Annotated in this window: 17 protein-coding genes; 14 read left to right on the forward strand and 3 right to left on the reverse strand. The window is 76.5% G+C overall.

Annotated features, from left to right (window positions below; genetic code table 11):
* Nucleotides 1-17 precede the first annotated feature (17 nt).
* The 6 genes from FN207_RS20635 to FN207_RS20660 are packed head-to-tail and all read left to right on the forward strand — an operon-like array spanning nt 18 to nt 5,054.
* Complete coding sequence (locus tag FN207_RS20635) at nt 18-851, forward strand: ABC transporter ATP-binding protein (protein WP_142460327.1); 834 nt, start codon at nt 18-20, stop codon at nt 849-851.
* Nucleotides 852-1,640: an ABC transporter permease gene (locus FN207_RS20640; RefSeq protein WP_221888322.1), complete on the forward strand. Its 789-nt coding sequence runs from the start codon at nt 852-854 to the stop codon at nt 1,638-1,640. It abuts the gene before it with no gap.
* Nucleotides 1,641-1,645: 5 nt separating this feature from the next.
* Nucleotides 1,646-2,488: an ABC transporter permease gene (locus tag FN207_RS20645; RefSeq protein WP_142460414.1), complete on the forward strand. Its 843-nt coding sequence runs from the start codon at nt 1,646-1,648 to the stop codon at nt 2,486-2,488.
* A complete protein-coding gene (gene add / locus FN207_RS20650) occupies nt 2,485-3,576 on the forward strand; it encodes an adenosine deaminase (protein WP_221888324.1) in 1,092 nt (363 codons plus the stop codon). The genes FN207_RS20645 and add overlap by 4 nt, the downstream gene beginning before the upstream one ends.
* On the forward strand, nt 3,573-4,619 hold the full coding sequence (locus FN207_RS20655) for an isopenicillin N synthase family dioxygenase (RefSeq protein ID WP_142460328.1): 1,047 nt from the start codon (nt 3,573-3,575) through the stop codon (nt 4,617-4,619). Before add ends, FN207_RS20655 begins: the two co-directional genes overlap by 4 nt.
* A 30-nt stretch (nt 4,620-4,649) precedes the next feature.
* Nucleotides 4,650-5,054, forward strand: coding sequence for a hypothetical protein (locus FN207_RS20660; RefSeq protein ID WP_142460329.1), 405 nt, complete (start codon nt 4,650-4,652; stop codon nt 5,052-5,054).
* 97 nt (nt 5,055-5,151) lie between these two features.
* Here FN207_RS20660 and FN207_RS20665 read toward each other — a convergent pair whose 3' ends face one another.
* Nucleotides 5,152-6,066 (reverse strand): hypothetical protein, encoded by a 915-nt coding sequence (locus FN207_RS20665; RefSeq protein WP_142460330.1) that lies wholly within the window; start codon nt 6,064-6,066, stop codon nt 5,152-5,154.
* A gap of 219 nt (nt 6,067-6,285) precedes the next feature.
* On the opposite strand from FN207_RS20665, the gene FN207_RS20670 reads away from it, so the two are divergent.
* Entirely contained in the window at nt 6,286-6,600 is a 315-nt protein-coding gene (locus FN207_RS20670; RefSeq protein WP_142460331.1) for a hypothetical protein, read from the forward strand.
* On the opposite strand, the gene FN207_RS20675 is transcribed toward FN207_RS20670, so the two are convergent.
* On the reverse strand, nt 6,546-7,145 hold the full coding sequence (locus tag FN207_RS20675; RefSeq protein ID WP_142460332.1) for a hypothetical protein: 600 nt from the start codon (nt 7,143-7,145) through the stop codon (nt 6,546-6,548). The two genes, FN207_RS20670 and FN207_RS20675, sit on opposite strands and share 55 nt — an antisense overlap.
* Nucleotides 7,146-7,381: 236 nt before the next feature.
* On the opposite strand from FN207_RS20675, the gene FN207_RS20680 reads away from it, so the two are divergent.
* Together FN207_RS20680 and FN207_RS20685 are read left to right on the forward strand one after the other, a co-directional pair.
* Nucleotides 7,382-8,554 carry a hypothetical protein gene (locus tag FN207_RS20680; protein WP_142460333.1) on the forward strand — a complete coding sequence of 391 codons (1,173 nt, stop codon included), beginning with the start codon at nt 7,382-7,384 and terminating at the stop codon, nt 8,552-8,554.
* A 16-nt stretch (nt 8,555-8,570) separates the two neighbouring features.
* Entirely contained in the window at nt 8,571-11,597 is a 3,027-nt protein-coding gene (locus FN207_RS20685; protein ID WP_142460334.1) for an FtsW/RodA/SpoVE family cell cycle protein, read from the forward strand.
* 3 nt (nt 11,598-11,600) lie between these two features.
* Here the strand turns inward: FN207_RS20685 and FN207_RS20690 are convergent, their stop codons facing one another.
* Nucleotides 11,601-12,590, reverse strand: coding sequence for a rod shape-determining protein (locus FN207_RS20690; RefSeq protein WP_142460335.1), 990 nt, complete (start codon nt 12,588-12,590; stop codon nt 11,601-11,603).
* A 218-nt stretch (nt 12,591-12,808) separates the two neighbouring features.
* Here FN207_RS20690 and FN207_RS20695 point away from each other — a divergent pair, with 218 nt between their 5' ends.
* The 5 genes from FN207_RS20695 to FN207_RS20715 all read left to right on the forward strand — a co-directional run bounded on the left by FN207_RS20695 (nt 12,809) and on the right by FN207_RS20715 (nt 19,375).
* Complete coding sequence (locus FN207_RS20695) at nt 12,809-14,230, forward strand: DUF2252 domain-containing protein (RefSeq protein ID WP_142460336.1); 1,422 nt, start codon at nt 12,809-12,811, stop codon at nt 14,228-14,230.
* A 211-nt stretch (nt 14,231-14,441) separates the two neighbouring features.
* On the forward strand, nt 14,442-15,431 hold the full coding sequence (gene glpX / locus FN207_RS20700; RefSeq protein ID WP_281282151.1) for a class II fructose-bisphosphatase: 990 nt from the start codon (nt 14,442-14,444) through the stop codon (nt 15,429-15,431).
* Between the two features lie 44 nt (nt 15,432-15,475).
* Nucleotides 15,476-17,188, forward strand: a complete 1,713-nt coding sequence (locus FN207_RS20705) for a glycerol-3-phosphate dehydrogenase/oxidase (RefSeq protein WP_142460337.1) — start codon at nt 15,476-15,478, stop codon at nt 17,186-17,188.
* Nucleotides 17,189-17,214: 26 nt separating this feature from the next.
* Nucleotides 17,215-17,919: a Crp/Fnr family transcriptional regulator gene (locus FN207_RS20710; RefSeq protein WP_185938455.1), complete on the forward strand. Its 705-nt coding sequence runs from the start codon at nt 17,215-17,217 to the stop codon at nt 17,917-17,919.
* 31 nt (nt 17,920-17,950) lie between these two features.
* Entirely contained in the window at nt 17,951-19,375 is a 1,425-nt protein-coding gene (locus FN207_RS20715) for an FAD-binding oxidoreductase (protein ID WP_142460339.1), read from the forward strand.
* Nucleotides 19,376-19,386 lie beyond the last annotated feature (11 nt).

Raw genomic sequence — 19,386 nt, forward strand, 5'->3', positions numbered from 1 at the left:
CGCCTGAGAGGCACGCCATGACCGACGTCGTCACGACGTCGACGAGCGCCGGTGCCGGGGGAGCGACCTCCCTCGGCACCGGCGTGCGGATCGACTCGCTCACCAAGACCTTCCGGGCCGGCCGCCGCACGGTGCGGGCCCTCGAGGACGCCACGCTGTGGACCGACAAGGGCAGCTTCCTGTCCCTGCTCGGCCCCTCGGGCTGCGGCAAGTCCACGATCCTGCGGATCCTCGCGGGCCTGGAGGAACCGACGTCCGGGACGGCGCTGGTGGAGGGCCGCACCCCGCTGCAGCTGCGCCGCGGCCACGAGCTCGGGATCGCCTTCCAGGACTCCGCGCTGCTGCCGTGGCGGTCGGTGCTGTCCAACATCCGGCTGCCGTTCGAGGTGTCGGGCCGCACGCCCGACCACGCGCTCGTGGCCGAGATGATCAGGCTGGTGGGCCTCGAGGGGTTCGAGAAGGCCAAGCCGGCGCAGCTGTCGGGCGGCATGCGCCAGCGGGTCTCGATCGCGCGGGCGCTGGTGGTCAAGCCGTCGGTGCTCCTGCTCGACGAGCCCTTCGGCGCGCTGGACGACATGACGCGGCAGCGGCTGAACGTCGAGCTGCTGCGGATCTGGACCGAGAAGCCGGCGACGACGCTCATGGTCACCCACGGCATCTCCGAGGCGATCTTCCTGTCCGACCGGGTCGCGGTGATGAGCGCGCGCCCCGGCCGGGTGCAGGAGGTCATCGACGTCGACCTGCCGCGGCCGCGCACGCCGGACCTCATGCGCACGCCGGAGTTCCACGCCCTGCACGACCGGGCCTCGGAGCTGCTCTTCGACGGCGCGTCCGCCGCCCGGGAGGAGTGAGTGCGCCTCTCCCGCGAGTCGGTGCGCTCGCTGCGCACCGGCGTCCTCGGCATCGTCGCGCTCCTCGCGCTGTGGTGGGTCGCCGCGAGCACCGTGCTGTCCGGCGCCCGCATCCCGACCCCCGACGGCGTGCTGTCCACCGCGGTCGACGACGGCTGGGGCTTCTACGCCCTGCACTTCGGGATGACCCTGCAGGAGGCCGCGGTCGGCTTCGCCTACGGCACCGCGGCCGGACTCGTCGTCTCCTCGCTCGTCCTGCTCCTGCCCGTGGCCGAGCGGGTGCTCATGCAGGTCGCGGTCCTGAGCTACTGCGTGCCGCTGGTCGCGATCGCGCCGGTGCTGTTCATCGTCATCGGCAACCCCGACGAGGGGCAGCGGTCGGGCACCGCCACCGCGCTGGCCGCGCTGTCGGTCTTCTTCACCACCGTCGTCGGCACGGTGCTCGGCCTGCGCTCGGCCGACCGGGCCAGCCTCGACGTCGTCAGCGTGTTCGGCGGCGGGCGGGTCCGGCAGCTGCTGAAGGTGCAACTGGTCTCCGCGCTGCCCTCGATCCCCGCCGCCCTGCGGATCGGCGCGCCGGCGGCGTTCCTCGGCGCGATCCTCGGCGAGTACGTCGGGGGCGTGCAGCGCGGCGTCGCGCTGGTCCTCAAGATCGCCCAGCAGAACGTCGACGTCGAGCAGGCCTGGGCGGTCGGCATCGGCTGTGCGCTGGTGGCCGGCGCGTTCTACGCCCTGTTCGGGCTGGTCGGCCGGCTGGTCACCCCGTGGTCGCGGGGAGCGGCGTCGTGACCACGATGCTCCCGGGCGCCGACCGGGCGACCGCGCCCGCCGCCGGACGCACCGGCTCGCTGCTGTGGACGGCGCTGCGCCAGGTCGGCACCACGCTGCTCGTCGTCGGGATCGTGGTGCTGCTCTGGATCGCCGCGCTGCGCCTCTGGGACGTCTCGCCCTACGTCGGCAAGACGCCGGCGGAGGTGTGGACGACGCTGTTCGCCGACGACGACTCGGCCGAGCTGCGCGGCGAGATCTGGGCGCTGCTGCAGCAGACCCTCACCGACGCCGCCGTGGGCTTCGCCGCCGGCATGCTCACGGCGATCGTGCTGGCGGGGGTCGTCGTCCGGTCCAAGGTCCTCGAGGGCGCGGTGATGCCGGTGGCCCTGGTGCTGCAGACCGTGCCGCTCATCGCGCTGGCGCCGATCCTCATCCTGCTCGTGGGCCGCGGCTACGGCGTCGTGGCGATCATGAGCGCGATCGTCGTGCTCTTCCCGGCGCTGGTGAACATCGTGCTGGGCCTGCGCTCGGTCACGCCGCAGATGCGCGACCTCGTGCTCGTCTACGGCGGGTCGCCGTCCACCGTGCTGCTCAGGGTCGGCTTCCCCTCCGCGCTGCCGGCGCTGTTCGCCTCGGTGCGCATCGCCGTGCCCGGGGCGCTCACCGGCGCGCTGCTCGCCGAGTGGCTCGCGACCGGCAAGGGGATCGGGTACGCCGTCGTCTCCGCCGCGGGCCGCTCGCAGAACGCGCGCGTCTGGGCTCTGGTCGTCGTCGTCAGCCTGACCGCGCTGGTGCTCTACCTGCTCGCCCAGCTGGTCGAGACCGTGGTGCTCAGCCGGTTCGGGCGGCCGGGGAGCGCCTCGTGACCGGTGTGACGGGCGTGCACTCCACGCCCGTGCCGGCCGACCCGGCGATCGACGCGATGGTCGCCGCCCTGCCCAAGGTCAGCCTGCACTGCCACCTCATCGGCAGCGTGGCGCCGCAGACCGTGGTCGACCTCGCCCGCAAGCACGGGGTGCCGCTCGGCCGGTCCGCCGAGGAGCTCTACGACCACGCCGGCTACGAGGACCTCGGCGAGTTCCTCCGCGTGCTCGACGTCGTGGGCTCGCTGATCCGCGACGTCGACGACCTGCACCGCGTCACCTACGAGTCGCTCACCGCCGGCGGCGCCGCCCACGGCGTGCTCTACCGCGAGGTGCACCTGAGCCCGCCCGGTCACCCCGGCGTGCCCTATCCGCGGCTGCTGGAGGGCGTCCTCGCCGGTGCCCGCGACGCGGAGGCCGACACCGGGATCCGCGCCGGCTTCGTCGTCGGCATCTGCCGGGAGCGCAGCGGCGCGGCCGCCGTCGAGCTGGTCGAGCAGGTGGTCGAGCACCGGGTCGACGAGGTGCTCGGCATCGGCCTGGACTACGCGGAGGTCAACGGCCCGCCGGGCCGCTTCGTCGAGGCCTACCGGCTGGCCGCGCGCGCCGGGCTGCGGCGGACGGCGCACTCGGAGTCCGGCCCGCCGCGGCACGTCGAGGTGCTGCTCGACGAGCTGGGCTGCAGCCGGGTCGACCACGGCTACCACGTCGTCGACGACCCGGCGATCACCGCCCGCTGCGTCGAGGAGAGGGTGCCCTTCACCTGCACCCCGGTCAGCTCCGACATCGGCCGCTACTCCGGCAGCGGCGACGGCAGCCACCGCCGGATCGCGGAGATGGTCGACGCCGGGCTGTGCGTGACGATCGACAGCGACGACCCGCCGATGTTCGGCACCGACCCCACCCACGACCACCGCGTCCTCGCGCACGCGCTCGGCTGGCGCCGCGACCGGCTGGCCGACCTCACCCGCAACGCCGTCGAGGCGTGCTGGCTCGACGCTCCCGACAAGGCCGCCCTGCTCGCGCGGGTCGAGGCGCTGGTGGCCACCACCCCCGACGCACCACCGGCCCCCGAGGAGACCCCCGCATGAGCACGCCCTTCTCCGTCCCCACCGTGGACATCGCGCCCTACGTCGGGACCGGCACCGCGGAGGAGCGCGCGGCCACCGCCGCGGCCTTCGACGAGGCGGCCCGCACGGTCGGCTTCGTGCAGGTCGTCGGCCACGGCGTCCCGGCCGCGGTCACCGACGCCTTCGCCGCCGCCCTCGACGAGTTCTTCTTCCTCCCGCTGGAGGTCAAGAAGCGCTACCGGACGCCGCCGGAGGTCAACCGCGGCTACGCCCCGCCCAAGACCGAGTCGCTGAGCCTCAGCCTCGGGCTCGCGCCGTCCAACCGGATGCACGACTTCTTCGAGGCGTTCAACGTCGGGGCCGCCGTCTCCGACTTCCCCGGGCTCGACCTCCCGGAGGCCGACTACCCCGAGAACGTCTGGCCGGCCGAGGCGGCGTCCTTCCGCGCCGCGGTGTCGGCGTACTCCGCCGAGGCCTCCCGGGTGGCGCGCACCCTGACCACGGTGTTCGCCGACGCGCTCGACCTGCCGGCGGGCTTCTTCGCGCCCTACACCGACCACAGCCTCGACGTGCTCCGGATGAACAACTACGCCCTCGAGCCCGGCGCGCTCGAGCTCGACGGCGACCTCACCGGCATGGGCGAGCACACCGACTACGGCATCGTCACCGTGCTGTGGGCCGACCAGGTCGCCGGACTGCAGGTGCTCGGCCGCGACGGCGGCTGGCACGACGTCCAGCCCGCCGACGGCGCGCTGCTGATCAACCTCGGCGACCTGATGGCGCGCTGGACCAACGAGCGCTGGATGTCGACGCTGCACCGGGTCAAGCCGCCGATCGTCGACGGGACCATCCGGCGCCGGCGCAGCGCGGCGTTCTTCCACGACGGCAACGTCGACGCCGTCATCGAGACCCTGCCGACCTGCGTCGGCGACGGCTCGCCGTACCCGCCGATCACCGTCGGCGAGCACATCCGCGCCAAGCTCGCCGGATCGCGGGCCGGCGTGGCCAACCGCGACGCCGACCGCGAGGCCGCGCGGGTGCTGGCGGCGCAGGGCGGCGCCTGAGGAGCGTCCGAGGCCCTACCGTGCGGCTGCATGGTGCAGCGGAGGTGGCTGGTGGCGGTCACGTCGGTGCAGCTGGCCGCCCAGGCGGTCGGCCACGTCGTCGCGCTGCGGCGGCGCCGGCACTTCGACGTCCCGTTCCTGACGGGCAGCCCCGACCACCTGGTCCGGGACTGGCTGTGGTTCGGCACGGCCTACAGCGCGCCGCCGTACCTGCTCGCGCTCGAGGTCTGGGCCCTCGGCCGGCTGCTGCGCGGGCCCGACGACCGCGCCGTCTGGGTGCTGCGGTGGCTCGGCACCGGGCTGACGGCCGGCTACCTCAGCGAGCGGGACAGCCGGGTCCGGGTGCGCCCCGGCGGCCTCGACCCGGTGGAGACGCCGGTCGTCGTGGCCGGGTGGGGCGGCGCGGCGGCGCTGGCGGTCCTGACCCGCCGCTGAGGGCGGCGGCCGCCGTGTGCACGTAGTGCGATGCCGGGCTCCTCCGGACCGCGCTGCGTGCACACCCCGCTCCGATGCCGACCCGGCTCACCGCGGCTCAGGGCACGCGCCAGGACCACTGCCGCCGGTCGAGCCGGTCGAGGAGCCTGCGGAGGGGGAGCGGGCGCCCCGCGGGGACGGGGACCGCCGCGGCCGGCCGGTCGACCTCGGCCCGCAGGGCCGAGCGCTCCGCCTCGAGCGCGGCGACCTCGGCGAGCAGCGCGGCCCGGCGCTCACGGGCGTCGGCGTCCCGGCGTGCCCGGGTGGCGGCCGCCGCGTCGTCCGCGCGCCGCCGCTCCTCGCGTCCCGTGCCGAGTACGCGGAGGGCCTCGTCCCGGGCCTGCAGCCGGGCGAGGTCCGCGTCCTCCCGGGCCCGCCGGCGGATCCGGGCGGCGTCCTCGGCGGCCCGCTGCTCGACCTGCCGCACCTCCTCCAGCCGCGCGCCGGCCTCGGCACGGGCACCGGCGAGCACCCGCTCGGCCTCGGCGGTCGTCCCGGCGATGCGGGCGGCCGCCTCCGCGGTCAGGCGCTCCGCCCAGGCCTCGGCGTCGGCGAGCACCGCCTCCGCCCGGGCGACCGTCCGCTCCGCCTCCGCCGCGGCGGCGGCGCGGTCGGCGGCCGCCTCGGCGCGCAGCTCCTCGGCCTGGTCGGCCGCCTCGGCGAGCACCGACCCGATCCGGTCGGACAGCCGCAGGGACTCCGCGCCCCCGCACGAGTGGGCCAGCAGGCGCCGGGCCTCCTCGAGGTCGGAGAGCGTGCGCAGGTGCCGGGTCAGGAGGTGCTCGCGCTCCCGGTCCGCGGTGGCGAGCTCGTCCTCGGCCCACCGCACGTAGGTGTCGACCTGGAAGCGGTCGTAGCCGGCCACGACCCGCCGGAACGCGGGCGCGGCCACGAGGACGGTGGGCAGGTCGCCGGAGACGTTCGGGTGCCGCCGGTCGGCGTCGTCCTCGGTGTGCAGCTCGGTCGTCGTCATGCCTGCCTCCCTCCGCGGGACCCGTCCCGGGTGCCGGGACGCTAGGGCGGCGGCGGGGGAGTGCGCCCGCGTGCCGGGACGGGATCACCGGGGAGAGCGCGCCGTCCCGCCTGATCGGGTCGGGGAGCCGCCGGTGCTCGCGGAGCGTGACGTCGCCCTCCCGGGTGGAACGCCGTGCGAGGGGGTCCCGCGGCCGACGGCGTCCCGCACCCTCGTGCCATGGCACCCGACCCCGTCCCGCCGCGCCCCGGGAGCATGACCGTCCCGCCGTGGGCCGGCTGGGAGGACGTCCTGACCGGCCTGCTGCTCCTGCTCGTGGTCCTGGCGGTCGCCGCCGCCGTCGTCCTGTGGAGCGGGGCGGCGCGGGCGAGCGCGAGCGGCCGGGCCGACTGGCAGGCCGAGCTGGAGGCGCGGTCGGCCGGCCGGCGGATCTCGGGGACCGGGGAGGAGCGGGACCGGGTCGGCGCCACCGGGCCGGGTCACGGGCCGGACGGGGCCTGCCGGCGGCGGGCCAGCCACCGCGCGAGCGCGTAGCCGGCCCCGGCCAGGACCGCGGCCGGCGCCCACAGCCAGCGCGAGGTGATCGCGCCGAGGCAGTTGCCCAGCACCGTCCGCTCCTCGTCCCGGGCCGCGCGCGCCAGGGCCTCCCCGGCGGTGCCCCCGACGTCCCCCCGCGCGACGGCCACCTCGGCGCCGCGCTGCCGCGTCCCGTCGCTCTCGAGGGCACCGGCCGCCACCGCCGCACTGGCCCGGCAGGTGCGCCCGGCGTCGGTCGCGGCGAGCGAGGCCTGCAGGACCGGCGCGAGGACGAGCGTGGCCGCGAGCGCGCCCACCGCGCACGCCGCGGCGAGCTCGGCCCGGCCCCGGCGCGTGGCGGCTGCACCCGCGGGCAGGCGGAAGAAGGCCGCGAGCACCAGCAGCAGGGCGACCCCGGCGGCCGCGGCCAGCCAGTCCCACTCGCCCTGGCCGCCGAAGGTGAGCGCGACGACGGCGGCCAGCGCCGTGCCGAGCAGCGCCGCCCGGTCGACGTCGCGCTCGGTGCGCGCGGACCGGGGAGCGGGCGGCGGGACGTCGGGCACGGCCGGCACCTCCGTCCCGTCGGGACCCCGGCGCACCGGTCCCGGGCCATCTCACCGGAGCCGGGCCCGGCCGGGAAGCGCCTCCGGGACGGCGCGACGCGCCGGGAGGCGACGCGCCGGAACTACTTGTCGACGTCGCGCCGTAACCCCTGACATCCGGACCCTCGGAGGTCCAGCATGGGCCCGGTCCGTCACGGGGGATCGGCCCAGCTGAGCAACAGGCGGGGGTGGGGTCTGTGACGGACCTGCGCACGGAACGACCCCCGGAGCTGCGCGAGCCGGGCCCGGTGCCCGGCGTCCCCGACCGGGACGAGCGGCCGCCGGCCCTCCCGGCACCCGCCCCCGTCGACGGCGTGCCGCTGACCCGCCTGCTCGCGCTGGTCCGGCTCACCGCGCCGCAGGCCTTGGAGCTGGGCGCGGACCTGCTGGCCGCGGCGGCGGGGCGGGCGGACTCCCCGGACCCCGACGCCGCCGGGCCGGACCGGGCGCTCGTCGGCACCGACGGGCGGGTGGTCCTCGCCCCCGGCGGTCACGGCGGCGGGTCGCCGACGGACGCCGCCGCGCTCGCGGCCCTGCTCGCCGACGTCGCGGACGCCGCCCGGCCGCCCGGTCGCACCCCGGAGCCGGCGGCCGTCCGGCTGCTGGCCCCGCTCGACAGCGCCGCGGCGGAGCTGCCCGACGCCGGCGTCCCCGCCGTCGCGGAGCGGCTCCAGGAGGCGGCCGCCGGGATCGACCGCGACGCGGTCCGCGCCGAGCTCGCCGCGCTGGCGCGCGCCGTGGCCGGCCGGACGGCGCCGGGGCAGGGCGGCGGACCGGCGGCGGCCTCCCCGGTCGCGGCACCGGCGCCCCGCGCGACCCGGAAGGAGCGCAGGACGGCGCTGCGCCGCGTCGGTGCCTGGGTGCTCTCGGTGCTGGTGCTCGCCGCGGTCGTCGCGGGGGAGATCGCCCTCTTCCGCGACGAGATCGCCGCCGACGTCGACCTGCTGCTCGACGCGGGACGCAGCGGGGACGAGCCGTCCGACGCGGAGGAGCCCGACGGCGTGCCGATCCCCCCGCCCGCCCCCGCGGCCGCGGGCGACGTGACCGCGGTCGACCTGCGCCCGCTGGCCGACTGCGCCCCGGCCGGACCCTGCACCGTGCGCCTCCTGGTCCGGCTCGTCCCGGCGCCCGACCCGCGGCCGGTGACCTGGTCCTACCGGCTCGTCGACCGGTGCACGGGCGCGGCGACCACCGTGCCGGGCGGGACCCTCACCGTGCCGGGCGGCAGCCGGGCGGTGGCGGCCGTCGGCGTCGTCGCGCTGCCCGACCTGCCGGCCGTGGCGGTGCTCGCCGTCACCGAGCAGCCCGCGGTCGCGGCCTCCGCGCCGGTGTCCGCCGGCTCGTGCCTGCCCGACCGTCCGGCCGAGTGACCCGGAGGAGACCGACATGTCGTTCGCGGGACCGGCCGGGCTCCCGGCGGAGGCACGGGAGGGCCGGCGGTGGACCCGCCGGCAGCGCCGCAGGCTGCACGGGGATCCCGCCGTGGCGCCGGGGGAGGACCTCGGCAGCCGGCGACGGACCCGGGAACGGCGCCGGGACCTCCGCAGCGCCGCCTTCGACCTGCTCGCCGTCGTCGCCGCCCTGGCGCTCGTCGGGTTCGGACTGGCGAACCTGTACCTCGTCGGCGCCACCGACCAGGCGGCGCGGCAGGGCCTCGTCGCCGCCGCCGGGGTGGTCGCCCTCGCGGTCTGCTGGCGGTTCCGCACCCGGTACCTGCGCGTCCTGGGCTGGGTCGCCTACGGCGCGGCGGTCGTCTTCCTCCTCGGCGTCCTCACGATGGGCCTGTCCGCGAACGGCGCCACCCGCTGGTTCGCGATCGGCCCCCTGACCTTCCAGCCCTCCGAGCTGGCCAAGCTCGGCCTGCTGCTGGTCCTCGCCACCGTGCTCGGCTCGGGCCGGCCGCCCTGGCAGCGGTTCACGCTGGCCGTGCTGCTCGCCGTCGTGCCGATCGCGCTGACGCTGCTGCAGCCGGACCTCAGCACCACCATGCTGCTCGTCGTCCTCACGGCGTCGATGCTGGTCATCGGCCGGGTACCAGCGCGGTTCCTGCTGCCGGTGGCCGCCGCGGCGGTGGTGTCGGCACCGCTGCTGATCAGCCTGCTGCGGCCCTACCAGGTCCAGCGCCTCGGCAGCTTCCTGGTCGGCGCCCACGAGTCCCCGACCGGCTCGGGGTGGGCGCTGCGGCAGGCGCACATCGCCCTGGGGTCGGGCGGGCTGTTCGGGCGGACCGAGGACCCGCTGCGCGGACTGCGCGCGCAGTACCTGCCCGAGCGCGAGACCGACCTCGCCCTGGCCAGCCTGGTCGGGCAGTGGGGCCTGGTCGCCGGGGCGGCCGTGGTGCTCGCCGCGATCGTCCTGGTGTGGCGGCTCGCCCTGGCCAGCCGCGCGTCCCGCTCGCCGCACGGTGCGCTCGTGGGCGGCGGGCTGGCGGTCCTCCTCGGCCTGGAGGTCGTCGTCTCGGTCGGGGCCAACCTCGGGCTGCTGCCGCTGGCCGGCGTCCCGTTCCCGCTCCTGAGCTACGGCGGCACCGCGCTCGTGGTGCACCTGGCCGCGATCGGGGTGGTCCTGGCCGTCCGCCGCGACGGCGCCCGCCGGCGGCTGTGGGCGCCGCCGCGCCGGCGCAACCCGCGGCCGCGGCTGGTCCGGCTGATCGCCGTCGCCCTCTCGGCGCTGCTCGTCTCGTTCGGGGTCTACGGGTGGCGACTGCAGAGCACCCAGGGCGAGGAGCTCCAGGTCGTCGGGGACGAGCAGATGACCCGCTGCGTCCGGCTGCCCGCCGCGCGCGGCGCGATCACCGACCGGCACGACGAGCCGCTGGCCGTCGACGCGGCCGACGTCGGCAGCGGCGTGGACCGGGTGCTCGCCGTCCCGGCCCTCCTGCTGACCCGGCCCGCCGACGTCGACCTGCTGGCCGACCTCACCGGCCGGCCCCGGCCGGACCTGCACGCCGAGCTCGCCGCGGTGGACCGCACCACGCTGTCGCTGCCGGTGGCCGAGGTGCCCCGCAGCGCCGGCGACGCGGTCGCCGCCGCCGGGATCCCCGGGGTGTTCGTCGTCCCGGAGCCCCGCCGGGCGCATCCCCAGGGCACCGTCCTGGCCCCGGTGCTCGGCTTCGTCGGGGTGGCCACGCCCGAGGACGAGGAGCGCTGGCCCGGCCTGCCGCTGGGCCAGGTCGTCGGCCGCGCCGGGCTCGAGCAGGAGTACGACGCGGTGCTCCGCGGCGTCAACGGCCAGCAGTGCCTGTACGTGGACCCCACCGGCGTGCCGGTGGCGCTGGGGGAGCGGCGCGACCCCGTGCGCGGTGCCGACCTGCGGCTGTCGATCGACCTGGGCCTGCAGCGCCAGATGGAGACCAGCCTGGCCGCGGCCGTGCTCGCCCAGCCCCGGCCGGTGGGCAAGATCGGTGCCGCCGTCGCGATGGACCCGCGGTCGGGGCAGGTCCTCGCCATGGCCAGCGCGCCGTCGTTCCCCGCCGACGTCTTCGGGCCGCCGGTCGACGCCGCGGCCCTGGAGGCGCTGAGCGCGGCACCGGGGTCACCGATGCTCGAGCACGTGACGCAGGCGGTCGCGCCGCCCGGGTCGACGTTCAAGCTGGTCGTGGCCGCGGCCAACCAGGCCCACGGGGTGTTCGCGCCGGACCAGGTGATCCCCACCGGGGCGGACTTCACCTACGGCGGGCACACCTTCGGCAACTGGAAGCCGATGGGGCCGATGGACCTGGTGGAGTCCCTCGCCATCTCCAACGACGTGTACTTCTACAAGCTCGCCGTCGCCCTCGGCGCCGACGCGCTGATCGAGACGTCCCGGGCGCTCGGGGTGGGGGAGCCCACCGGGATCGACCTGCCCGCCGAGTCCGGCGGCTACCTGGGCACGCCGGAGACCGTCGAGGAGCGGGGCGGCGCGTGGTACGGCGGCTCCACGGTCATCCTCGGCATCGGCCAGGGCGAGATCCAGGTGACGCCCCTGCAGAACGCCCGGTGGACCGCCGCCGTCGCCACCGGCAACCTGGTCACCCCGCGGCTGGGCCTGGCCGTCGGGACCGACCCCGCCTCGTTCACCGCGCTACCGGTGCCGACGGCGACGCCGCTGCCCTTCGCCGACGCGCTCGGGCCGGTCCGGGAGGGCATGCGGGCGGCGGTGACGGGCGGCACCGCGGTGCGCATGGCCGGCCTCCCCGCGCCTGTCGGCGCGAAGACCGGCACGGCGCAGGACGGCGGCCTCGCCGACACCGAGTACGACTACTGGATGACCGCCGCGGCGCCGATGGACGCCCCGGAGGTCGTCATGACCGCGCTCGTGCAGTCGGCCGACTCCGCCCCGCGCGGTGCGGGGACCGTGGTGACCGAGGGCCTGCGGCACTACCTCGAGCACCGGGACGCCGTCCTCGCCACCGGCCCGGTGCAGGCCCCCTGAGGGTCAGTTGCGGCCGTAGGCCGAGAGCAGCCGGCGGTTGCGCAGGGACCGCGCGGCGCCCTCGGCCACGCACGTCAGCGGCCGCTCGGCGACCGTCACGGGCAGGCCGAGGCTGCGCTCCAGCTCCGCGGCGAAGCCCCGGACCTGGGAGGACCCGCCGAACACGAGCACGCCCTCGGCCATGACGTCGGCGATCGCCTGCGGGGCGAGGTCGTCCAGGCACGCGGCGAGGGTGCGGACGATCTCCTCGGTGATCGGCCGCACCGCGTCGGCCACCTCGCCGGCCTGCACCGTCGCCAGCCGCGGCCGGCCGGAGGCGGCGTCGCGGCCCTGGACGACCAGCGGGCCGTCCGCCTCCGCCCCGGACCGGATCTTGAGGTCCTCGGCCTCCAGCTCGCCGACGTGCAGCTGGTGCTGCTCGCGGACGTAGCGCGCCACGGCCAGGGTCATCTCGTCACCGGCGAGCTTGCTGGTCCGGTGCGCGAGGACGCCGCCGAAGCAGAACGCCGCGGCCTCGGCCGTGCCGCCCCCGACGTCCACGACCATGTGCACCCGCCGCTCCAGCGGGTCGAGGCCGCAGCCCACCGCGCCGGCGATCGACTCGTCGAGCGCCGTGACCGGGCGGATGCCGGCCTCCTCGGCGGCCTCGAGGAGCGCCCGGTGCTCCAGCGCGGTCGAGCCGACGGGCACCCCGATGACGGCGCGCACGGGCAGGCTCCAGCCGCGCCGCCCGGCCCGGTGCAGGACCGAGCGCAGGTAGGTCCGGGCGGTCTCCAGGTCGGTGACGACGCCGTCGCTCAGCGGCCGGACGGCCGTGTAGCCGGTGGGGGCGCGGCCGAGCAGGTCGGCCGCCTCCCGCCCGACGGCGAGCACCCGCTCCCGGCGGGCGCGCCCGCGCTGCAGGAGCATGACGGTCGGTTCGTCGAAGAGGATGCCGTGGCGGACGTCGCCCACGACCGTGTTGGCGGTGCCGAGATCGATGCCGAGTTCCACCCGCGTGTCCTCCTGACCGCTAGGGCGGCCCAGTCTGGGGGTGCGCCGGGGGCCGGGTCCACCACTCCCGGCCCGCCGTCCGGCGCCGACGGCGTGGCGCGGCGGACCCGCGGTCGCCAGGGGCCCGGAGCCCGCTCCGGCCGCGCCCGGGTCTGCGAGGATGCGGCGGGATCCGAGCCGAGGTCCGACGTGTGCCCGCCGAGTGTCCGGGGTGTCCCATGACCGATGCGCGACCCGGCGGGCACGTGGTGCTCGAGACGGCGGACGGGACGGCCTACGCCTCGCTGCGCCGCCGACCCACGCCCCGCGCGGAGCGCTACGCCCTCGGGAAGGGGCTGCGCCGGCAGGTGCCCCGGTCCTCGCTCGGGCTGTGGGACCCGCCTCCCGGCCGCGCGGACGTCGTCGACCAGATCCGGGAGTCGCACGTCGGCCGGGTGGACCGGCTGATCCCGGTCCGGGTGGCCCGGATGGCCGCCTCCCCGTACGGCTTCCTGCGCGGGACGGCCGTGGTGATGGCCGCCGACGTCGCCGGGCTCCCGGCCACCGGCATTCGGCCGGTCGTCTGCGGCGACGCGCACCTCGGCAACTTCGGCTTCTACGCCTCGCCGGAGCGCGACCTGGTCATCGACCTCAACGACTTCGACGAGGCGCACCCGGGGGGCTGGGAGTGGGACCTGCGCCGGCTCGCCGCAAGCACCTGGGTGGCCGGACGGCAGAACTCCGCCACCGAGGAGCAGTGCGGCCGCGCGGTGGCGTCCATGGCGCGCCGGTACCGGGAGCACCTGCGCCGGCTGGCCGGCGAGCCGCTCCTGGCGCGGTCGTTCGACCGGTTCGACGTCGGCCGGCTGCGCGCGACGGCGACGGACCGCTCGCTGCGCAGGGAGATCGAGCGGGCCTCGCGGCGGGCCCGCCGGCGGGTGAGCGACCGGGCCCTGCCCCGGTTCACCGAGGAGTCCGCGGAGGGCCGCCGGATCGTCGAGGAGCCGCCGCTGATCACCCGGCTCGACCCCGACGAGCGGGAGCAGGTGGCCGACGGCCTCGACGCCTACACCGCCACGCTCCCCCCGCACTGGCGGCGGGTGCTCAGCGGCTACACGCTCGTCGACGTCGCCCACAAGGTGGTCGGGGTGGGCAGCGTCGGGCTGCGCGCCTTCGTCGCGCTGTGCGAGGGCAGCGGCGCCGACGACGTCGTCTTCCTGCAGCTCAAGCAGGCGCGCCGGTCGGTCCTGGCGCCCCACGTCCACGGCGACTCCGCCTGGCACGCCCACCAAGGGCAGCGGGTCGTGGAGTACCAGCAGGCCCTGCAGACGGTCAGCGACCCGCTGCTGGGCTGGACCACCATCGCCGGCCGGCAGTACTACGTCCGCCAGTTCCGGAACATGAAGGGCACGATCGCCGTCGACGCGCTGGACGCCCCCGCCCTCATCGACTACGCGGGGGTCTGCGGCCGGCTGCTGGCCAAGGGGCACGCCCGGACCAGCGGCGCCTCCATGATCGACGGCTACGTGGGCGGCTCGGACAAGCTCGACGCGGCGCTGTGCCGCTTCGCCCGGGCCTACGCCGACCAGACCGAGCGCGACCACGAGACCCTCGTGCGGGCCGTCGCCCGCGGCGTGCTCCCCTCCGAGCCGGGCGCCTGACGGGGGACCGGGCCGGGGCGGGAGGCGTCCTTGTGGTCCCGGTCACACGTCGTTACGGTCGACGCGGGTCGCCCCCCGGAGGGACGGGCGAGAGGACCTGAGCGCTCCCGGACTCCCGAGCAGAGGTGCTGGCCATGCCCGCCGTACCCCGCACTCCCGCCGTCCCGGACGGGCTCCCCGCCCCGTCTCCCGGCTCCCGGGGAGCCGACGCGTGAGCGCGCCGGGCATGCCGCTGGACCCCGACCGCAACCTCGCCCTGGAACTCGTCCGCGCCACCGAGGCGGCGGCCATCTCCTCGGCCCGCTTCGTCGGCCGGGGGGACAAGAACCAGGTCGACGCCGCGGCCGTGGACGCGATGCGGCCGGTGCTGGGCACCGTCGGCATGTCCGGCGTCGTCGTCATCGGCGAGGGGGAGAAGGACGAGGCGCCGATGCTCTTCAACGGGGAGCGGGTCGGCGACGGGACGGGCCCGGAGGTCGACATCGCCGTCGACCCGGTGGACGGCACCACCGCCGCGGCCAAGGGACTGCCCGACGCGGTGGCGGTCGTGGGCCTGTCCGAGCGGGGCACCATGTTCGACCCGGGCCCCTGCGTCTACATGTGGAAGCTCGTGGTGCCGGGCGCCGCCGCCGGCGCCGTCGACCCCGACGCCCCGATCGCCGACGTCCTCGCGGTGGTGGCCCGCGCGCTCGGCCGGCGGCAGGAGGACCTGACCGTCGCCGTCCTCGACCGTCCCCGGCACGAGGACCTCGTCGCCGACATCCGCCGCGCCGGGGCGGCGGTCCGGTCGCTCCTCGACGGCGACGTCGCCGGCGCCATCGCCGTGGGCCAGCCGGACTCCGGCGTCGACCTGCTCGTCGGCGTGGGCGGCACCCCGGAGGGCGTCATCGCCGCCTGCGCGCTGCGGTGCAGCGACGGCGAGCTGTTCGGGCGGCTGCGCCCCCGCGACGACGCCGAGCGGGCCGCCGCGCTCGACTTCGGCCACGACCTCGACCGCGTCCTCACCACCACCGACCTCGTGTCCGGCGACGACGTCTTCTTCGGCGCCACCGGCGTCACCACCGGCGCACTGCTGCGCGGCGTCCGCTTCCAGCACGACGCCGTGGTGACCCAGTCGCTGTCCATGCGCTCGCGGTCGGGGGCGATCCGCGTCATCGAGACCCGCCACGACCGCAGCCGCTCCAACCTGATCCGCCACTGACCCGCCGGCCCGACGTCGGGCGCCATCCGAGCAGAGGAGCGACCGTGACCATCTCCGAACGGCTCAGTCCCCGCAACCGCACCGCCGCCCTCGCCCGGCTGGCGGAGGAGGAGCTCGACGTCCTGGTCATCGGCGGCGGGGTCGTCGGTGCCGGCGCCGCGCTGGACGCGGTCACCCGGGGGCTGAAGGTGGGGCTGGTGGAGGCCCGGGACTACGCCGCCGGCACCTCCAGCCGGTCGAGCAAGCTCTTCCACGGCGGGCTGCGCTACCTCGAGCAGTTCGACTTCCACCTGGTCTTCGAGGCGCTGCGGGAACGCCGCCTGGTGCTGGGCACCCTCTGCCCGCACCTGGCCCGGCCGGTCCCGTTCATCTACCCGCTGGAGAAGCGCATCGACCGCGCCTACGTCGGGCTGGGCATCGGCGTCTACGACGTCATGGGCGCCGGCCGCGGGGTGCCGGGTCACCTGCGGCACCTGGGCCGCCGGAAGACGGCGGAGTCCTTCCCCTCGGGCAAGCGCTCGGCGATCCGCGGGGCCATCCGGTTCTACGAGGGCCAGGTCGACGACGCGCGGCACACGATGATGCTGGCCAGGACCGCGGCCGCCTACGGCGCGCTGTGCGTGAACAGCGCGCGGGTCACCGAGTTCCTCCGGGAGGGCGACCGGATCGCCGGGGTCCGGGTGCGCGACCTCGAGGGCGGCGGCGAGTTCGCCGTCCGCGCGCAGCAGGTGGTCAACGCGGCCGGGGTCTGGACCGACGAGATCCAGGAGATGGTCGGCGGGCGGGGGCAGTTCCAGGTCCGCGCGTCCAAGGGCGTGCACCTGGTGGTCCCGCGGAACCGGATCAACAGCGCCACCGGCGTCATCACACGCACCGAGAAGAGCCTGCTGTTCATCATCCCGTGGGGCAGCCACTGGATCATCGGGACGACCGACACCGAGTGGCACCTGGACCTGGCGCACCCGGCGGCGAGCAGGGACGACATCGACTACCTGCTCGCCCACGCCAACAGCCTGCTGGCCGACCCGCTCACCCGGGAGGACGTCGTCGGCGTCTACGCGGGGCTGCGGCCGCTGCTGTCGGGGGAGTCCGAGGCGACGAGCAAGCTGTCCCGCGAGCACGCCGTCGCCAGCCCCGTGCGCGGCCTGACCGTGATCGCCGGCGGCAAGTACACGACCTACCGGGTGATGGCCAAGGACGCCGTCGACTCCGCGGTGCACGGCATGGAGCGCACGGTGCCGCCGTCGATCACCGAGCGGATCCCGCTGGTCGGCGCGGAGGGCTACGTCGCCGCGCACAACGCCCGCCGGCTCACCGCCGAGCGCACGGGGCTCCCGCTGTCGACCGTGGAGCACCTGCTGGGCCGGTACGGGACCCTCAGCGGCGAGCTGTTCGAGCTGATGACCGACCAGCCCGACCTGCGCGAGCCGCTGGCCGGGGCTCCGGAGTACCTGCGGGCCGAGGCGTACTACGCGGTCAGCCACGAGGGGGCCCTGCACCTCGACGACGTCCTGTGCCGCCGCACCCGGATCTCCATCGAGGTGCCCGACCGCGGGGTCGCCGCGGCCGCCGAGGTCGCGGAGATCGTCGCGCCGCTGCTCGGCTGGGACGCCGCGCACGTCGAGCGGGAGGTGTCGCACTACCGGCTGCGCGTGGAGGCCGAGCGGGAGTCCCAGGAGCAGCTCGACGACCGCACCGCCGACGCCGCGCGCCTGGGCGCGCCCGACGTGCGGGTGGGCACGACCAGCATGGCCTGACCGGCCCGCGGCCCCCGGTGTCCGGCGTGGACGACGGCGTCGCGGCCGCCCTCGCCGCGTCGGCCCTCGCGCGGCTGCGCCCGCCCGCGCTCCGGCGGCTGCTGGGGGGCGCGTGTCCCGTGCGGGTGCCGGCCGGCGCGGTGACCCACCGGGAGGGCGAGAGCGCCGAGTACCTCGAGCTGACCGTCGACGGCCTGGTGCGGGTGTTCGTCACCGCGCCCGACGGCCGCGGCATGACGGTGCGCTACGCCCGGCGCGGCGCACTCCTCGGCCTGGTGTCGCTGTACGCCGACGGCACCGGCATGCCGGCGGGCACCCAGGCCGTCGTCGACACGACCGTGCTGCGCCTGTCCCCGCCGGTCGTGCGGCGCGCGGCCGCCGAGGACGCCGCCGTGGCCGACGCGTTCCTGCACGAGCTGGCCGACCGGGTGCGCAGCTTCGTCCACGAGATCAGCGACAGCGCGTTCACCAGCGTGCGGCACCGGGTGGCCCGGCACCTGCTGGACCTCGCGTCGCAGGAGGCGCGGTCCGGCCCCGGGACCCGTCCGCCGCTCCGCGTCCCGGTCAGCCAGCGCGAGCTCGCCGAGGCCGTGGGCAGCGTGCGCGAGGTGGTCGTGCGGGTGCTGCGCGACCTGCGGGAGTCGGGGGTCGTGAGCACCCACCGCGACCACATCGAGATCCTCGACCCGGTCCGGCTCAGCGGGGAGCTGGGGTGGAACCGGAGTCGCTGACGGACCGCGCCGCTGAGCCGAGACTGCCCGCATGACCGGGACGGTGGGTGCGGAGGACGTCAGGACGCGCACGGCGGCGGTGGACGGCTCGGCCGTCGCGGCGCTGCGCGCCTCCGTCGAGGGGCAGGTCCTCGGACCCGCGGACGACGGGTACGAGGAGCACCGCCGGGTCTGGAACGGCTCGATCGACCGGCGTCCGGCCGTCATCATCCGCTGTGCCGGCGTCGACGACGTCCGCACCGCCGTCCGCTTCGGCCGGGACACCGGGCTGACCGTCGCCGTCCGGGGCGGGGGCCACAGCTTCCCGGGGCTGTCGACGGTCGACGGCGGGCTGCTGGTCGACCTGCGGCCGATGGCCGGCGTGCGGGTCGATCCGGACGCCCGGGTCGCCGGCGTCCAGGCGGGGGCGCTGCTGGGGGAGGTGGACGCCGCGACGCAGGAGCACGGCCTGGTGGTGCCGTCCGGGATCGTGTCGCACACCGGCGTGGCCGGGCTGACCCTCGGCGGCGGGATCGGCTGGGTCATGCGCAGGTACGGCCTCACCGTCGACTCGCTGGAGTCGGCCGACCTGGTGACCGCCGAGGGCGAGGTCGTCCACGCGAGCGGGGACGAGAACGCCGAGCTGTTCTGGGGGCTGCGCGGAGGAGGCGGCAACTTCGGCGTGGTCACCGACTTCCGGTTCCGCCTGCACCCCCTGGGGCCGCAGGTGATGGCCGGCGCGACGTTCTGGTCGATGGACGACGCCGAGCAGGTGCTGCGGTCCTACCGGGACTGGATCGACGGGTGCCCGGACGAGCTGATGACGATCGTCGTCCAGCGGCTCGCGCCGGCGTTGCCCGCCGTCCCGGCGGAGCTGGTCGGGCGGCCGGTCATCGCGGTCGCGGCCTGCTACGCCGGCGACGTCGATGACGGCGAGGCGGTGCTGCGGCCGATGCGCGGGGTCGGGACGCCGGTCCTCGACGTGTTCGCGCCCAAGCCGTTCCTGGCCCACCAGCGGATGTTCGACCCGTCGTTCCCGCACGGCTGCTCCTACTACGTCCGCTCCTGCGACGTCGCCGCGCTGACCGACGAGGTGATCGGCGTCGTGGTCGAGCACGGCCGGCGCATCACCTCGCCGATGAGCAGCATCGCGCTGTGGCAGATGGGCGAGGCCGTGGCCCGCGTCGCCGACGACGCGACGGCGTTCAGCGGCCGCTCCGCCGGGTTCACCTTCAACATCAACGGCAACACCCCGACCGCGGACGGGTTCGCCGAGCAGCGGCAGTGGGCCCGCGACTACTGGACGGCCCTGGCGCCGTTCCACACCGGCGTCTACGTGAACTTCCTGATGGAGGAGGGCGGCGGCCGCGTCCGGCAGGCCTACGGCGAGGAGAAGTACCGGCGCCTCGCCGCGCTCAAGCGCGCGTACGACCCGGCCAACCTGTTCCGGCTGAACCAGAACGTCCCGCCGGGCTGAGCGGGCCGCCG

The sequence above is a fragment of the Geodermatophilus aquaeductus genome, assembly GCF_900182545.1.
Taxonomy (GTDB): domain Bacteria; phylum Actinomycetota; class Actinomycetes; order Mycobacteriales; family Geodermatophilaceae; genus Geodermatophilus; species Geodermatophilus aquaeductus.

Bases quoted from the DNA above. Each gene is read 5' to 3' on its own strand.
- FN207_RS20660 (WP_142460329.1), top strand. From the start codon at position 4,650: ATGGTGCAGCGGAGGTGGCTGGTGGCGGTCACGTCGGTGCAGCTGGCC.
- FN207_RS20715 (WP_142460339.1), top strand. From the start codon at position 17,951: ATGACCGGGACGGTGGGTGCGGAGGACGTCAGGACGCGCACGGCGGCG.
- FN207_RS20655 (WP_142460328.1), top strand. From the start codon at position 3,573: ATGAGCACGCCCTTCTCCGTCCCCACCGTGGACATCGCGCCCTACGTC.
- FN207_RS20670 (WP_142460331.1), top strand. From the start codon at position 6,286: ATGGCACCCGACCCCGTCCCGCCGCGCCCCGGGAGCATGACCGTCCCG.
- FN207_RS20685 (WP_142460334.1), top strand. From the start codon at position 8,571: ATGTCGTTCGCGGGACCGGCCGGGCTCCCGGCGGAGGCACGGGAGGGC.
- FN207_RS20695 (WP_142460336.1), top strand. From the start codon at position 12,809: ATGACCGATGCGCGACCCGGCGGGCACGTGGTGCTCGAGACGGCGGAC.
- FN207_RS20645 (WP_142460414.1), top strand. From the start codon at position 1,646: ATGCTCCCGGGCGCCGACCGGGCGACCGCGCCCGCCGCCGGACGCACC.
- FN207_RS20665 (WP_142460330.1), bottom strand. From the start codon at position 6,066: ATGACGACGACCGAGCTGCACACCGAGGACGACGCCGACCGGCGGCAC.
- FN207_RS20635 (WP_142460327.1), top strand. From the start codon at position 18: ATGACCGACGTCGTCACGACGTCGACGAGCGCCGGTGCCGGGGGAGCG.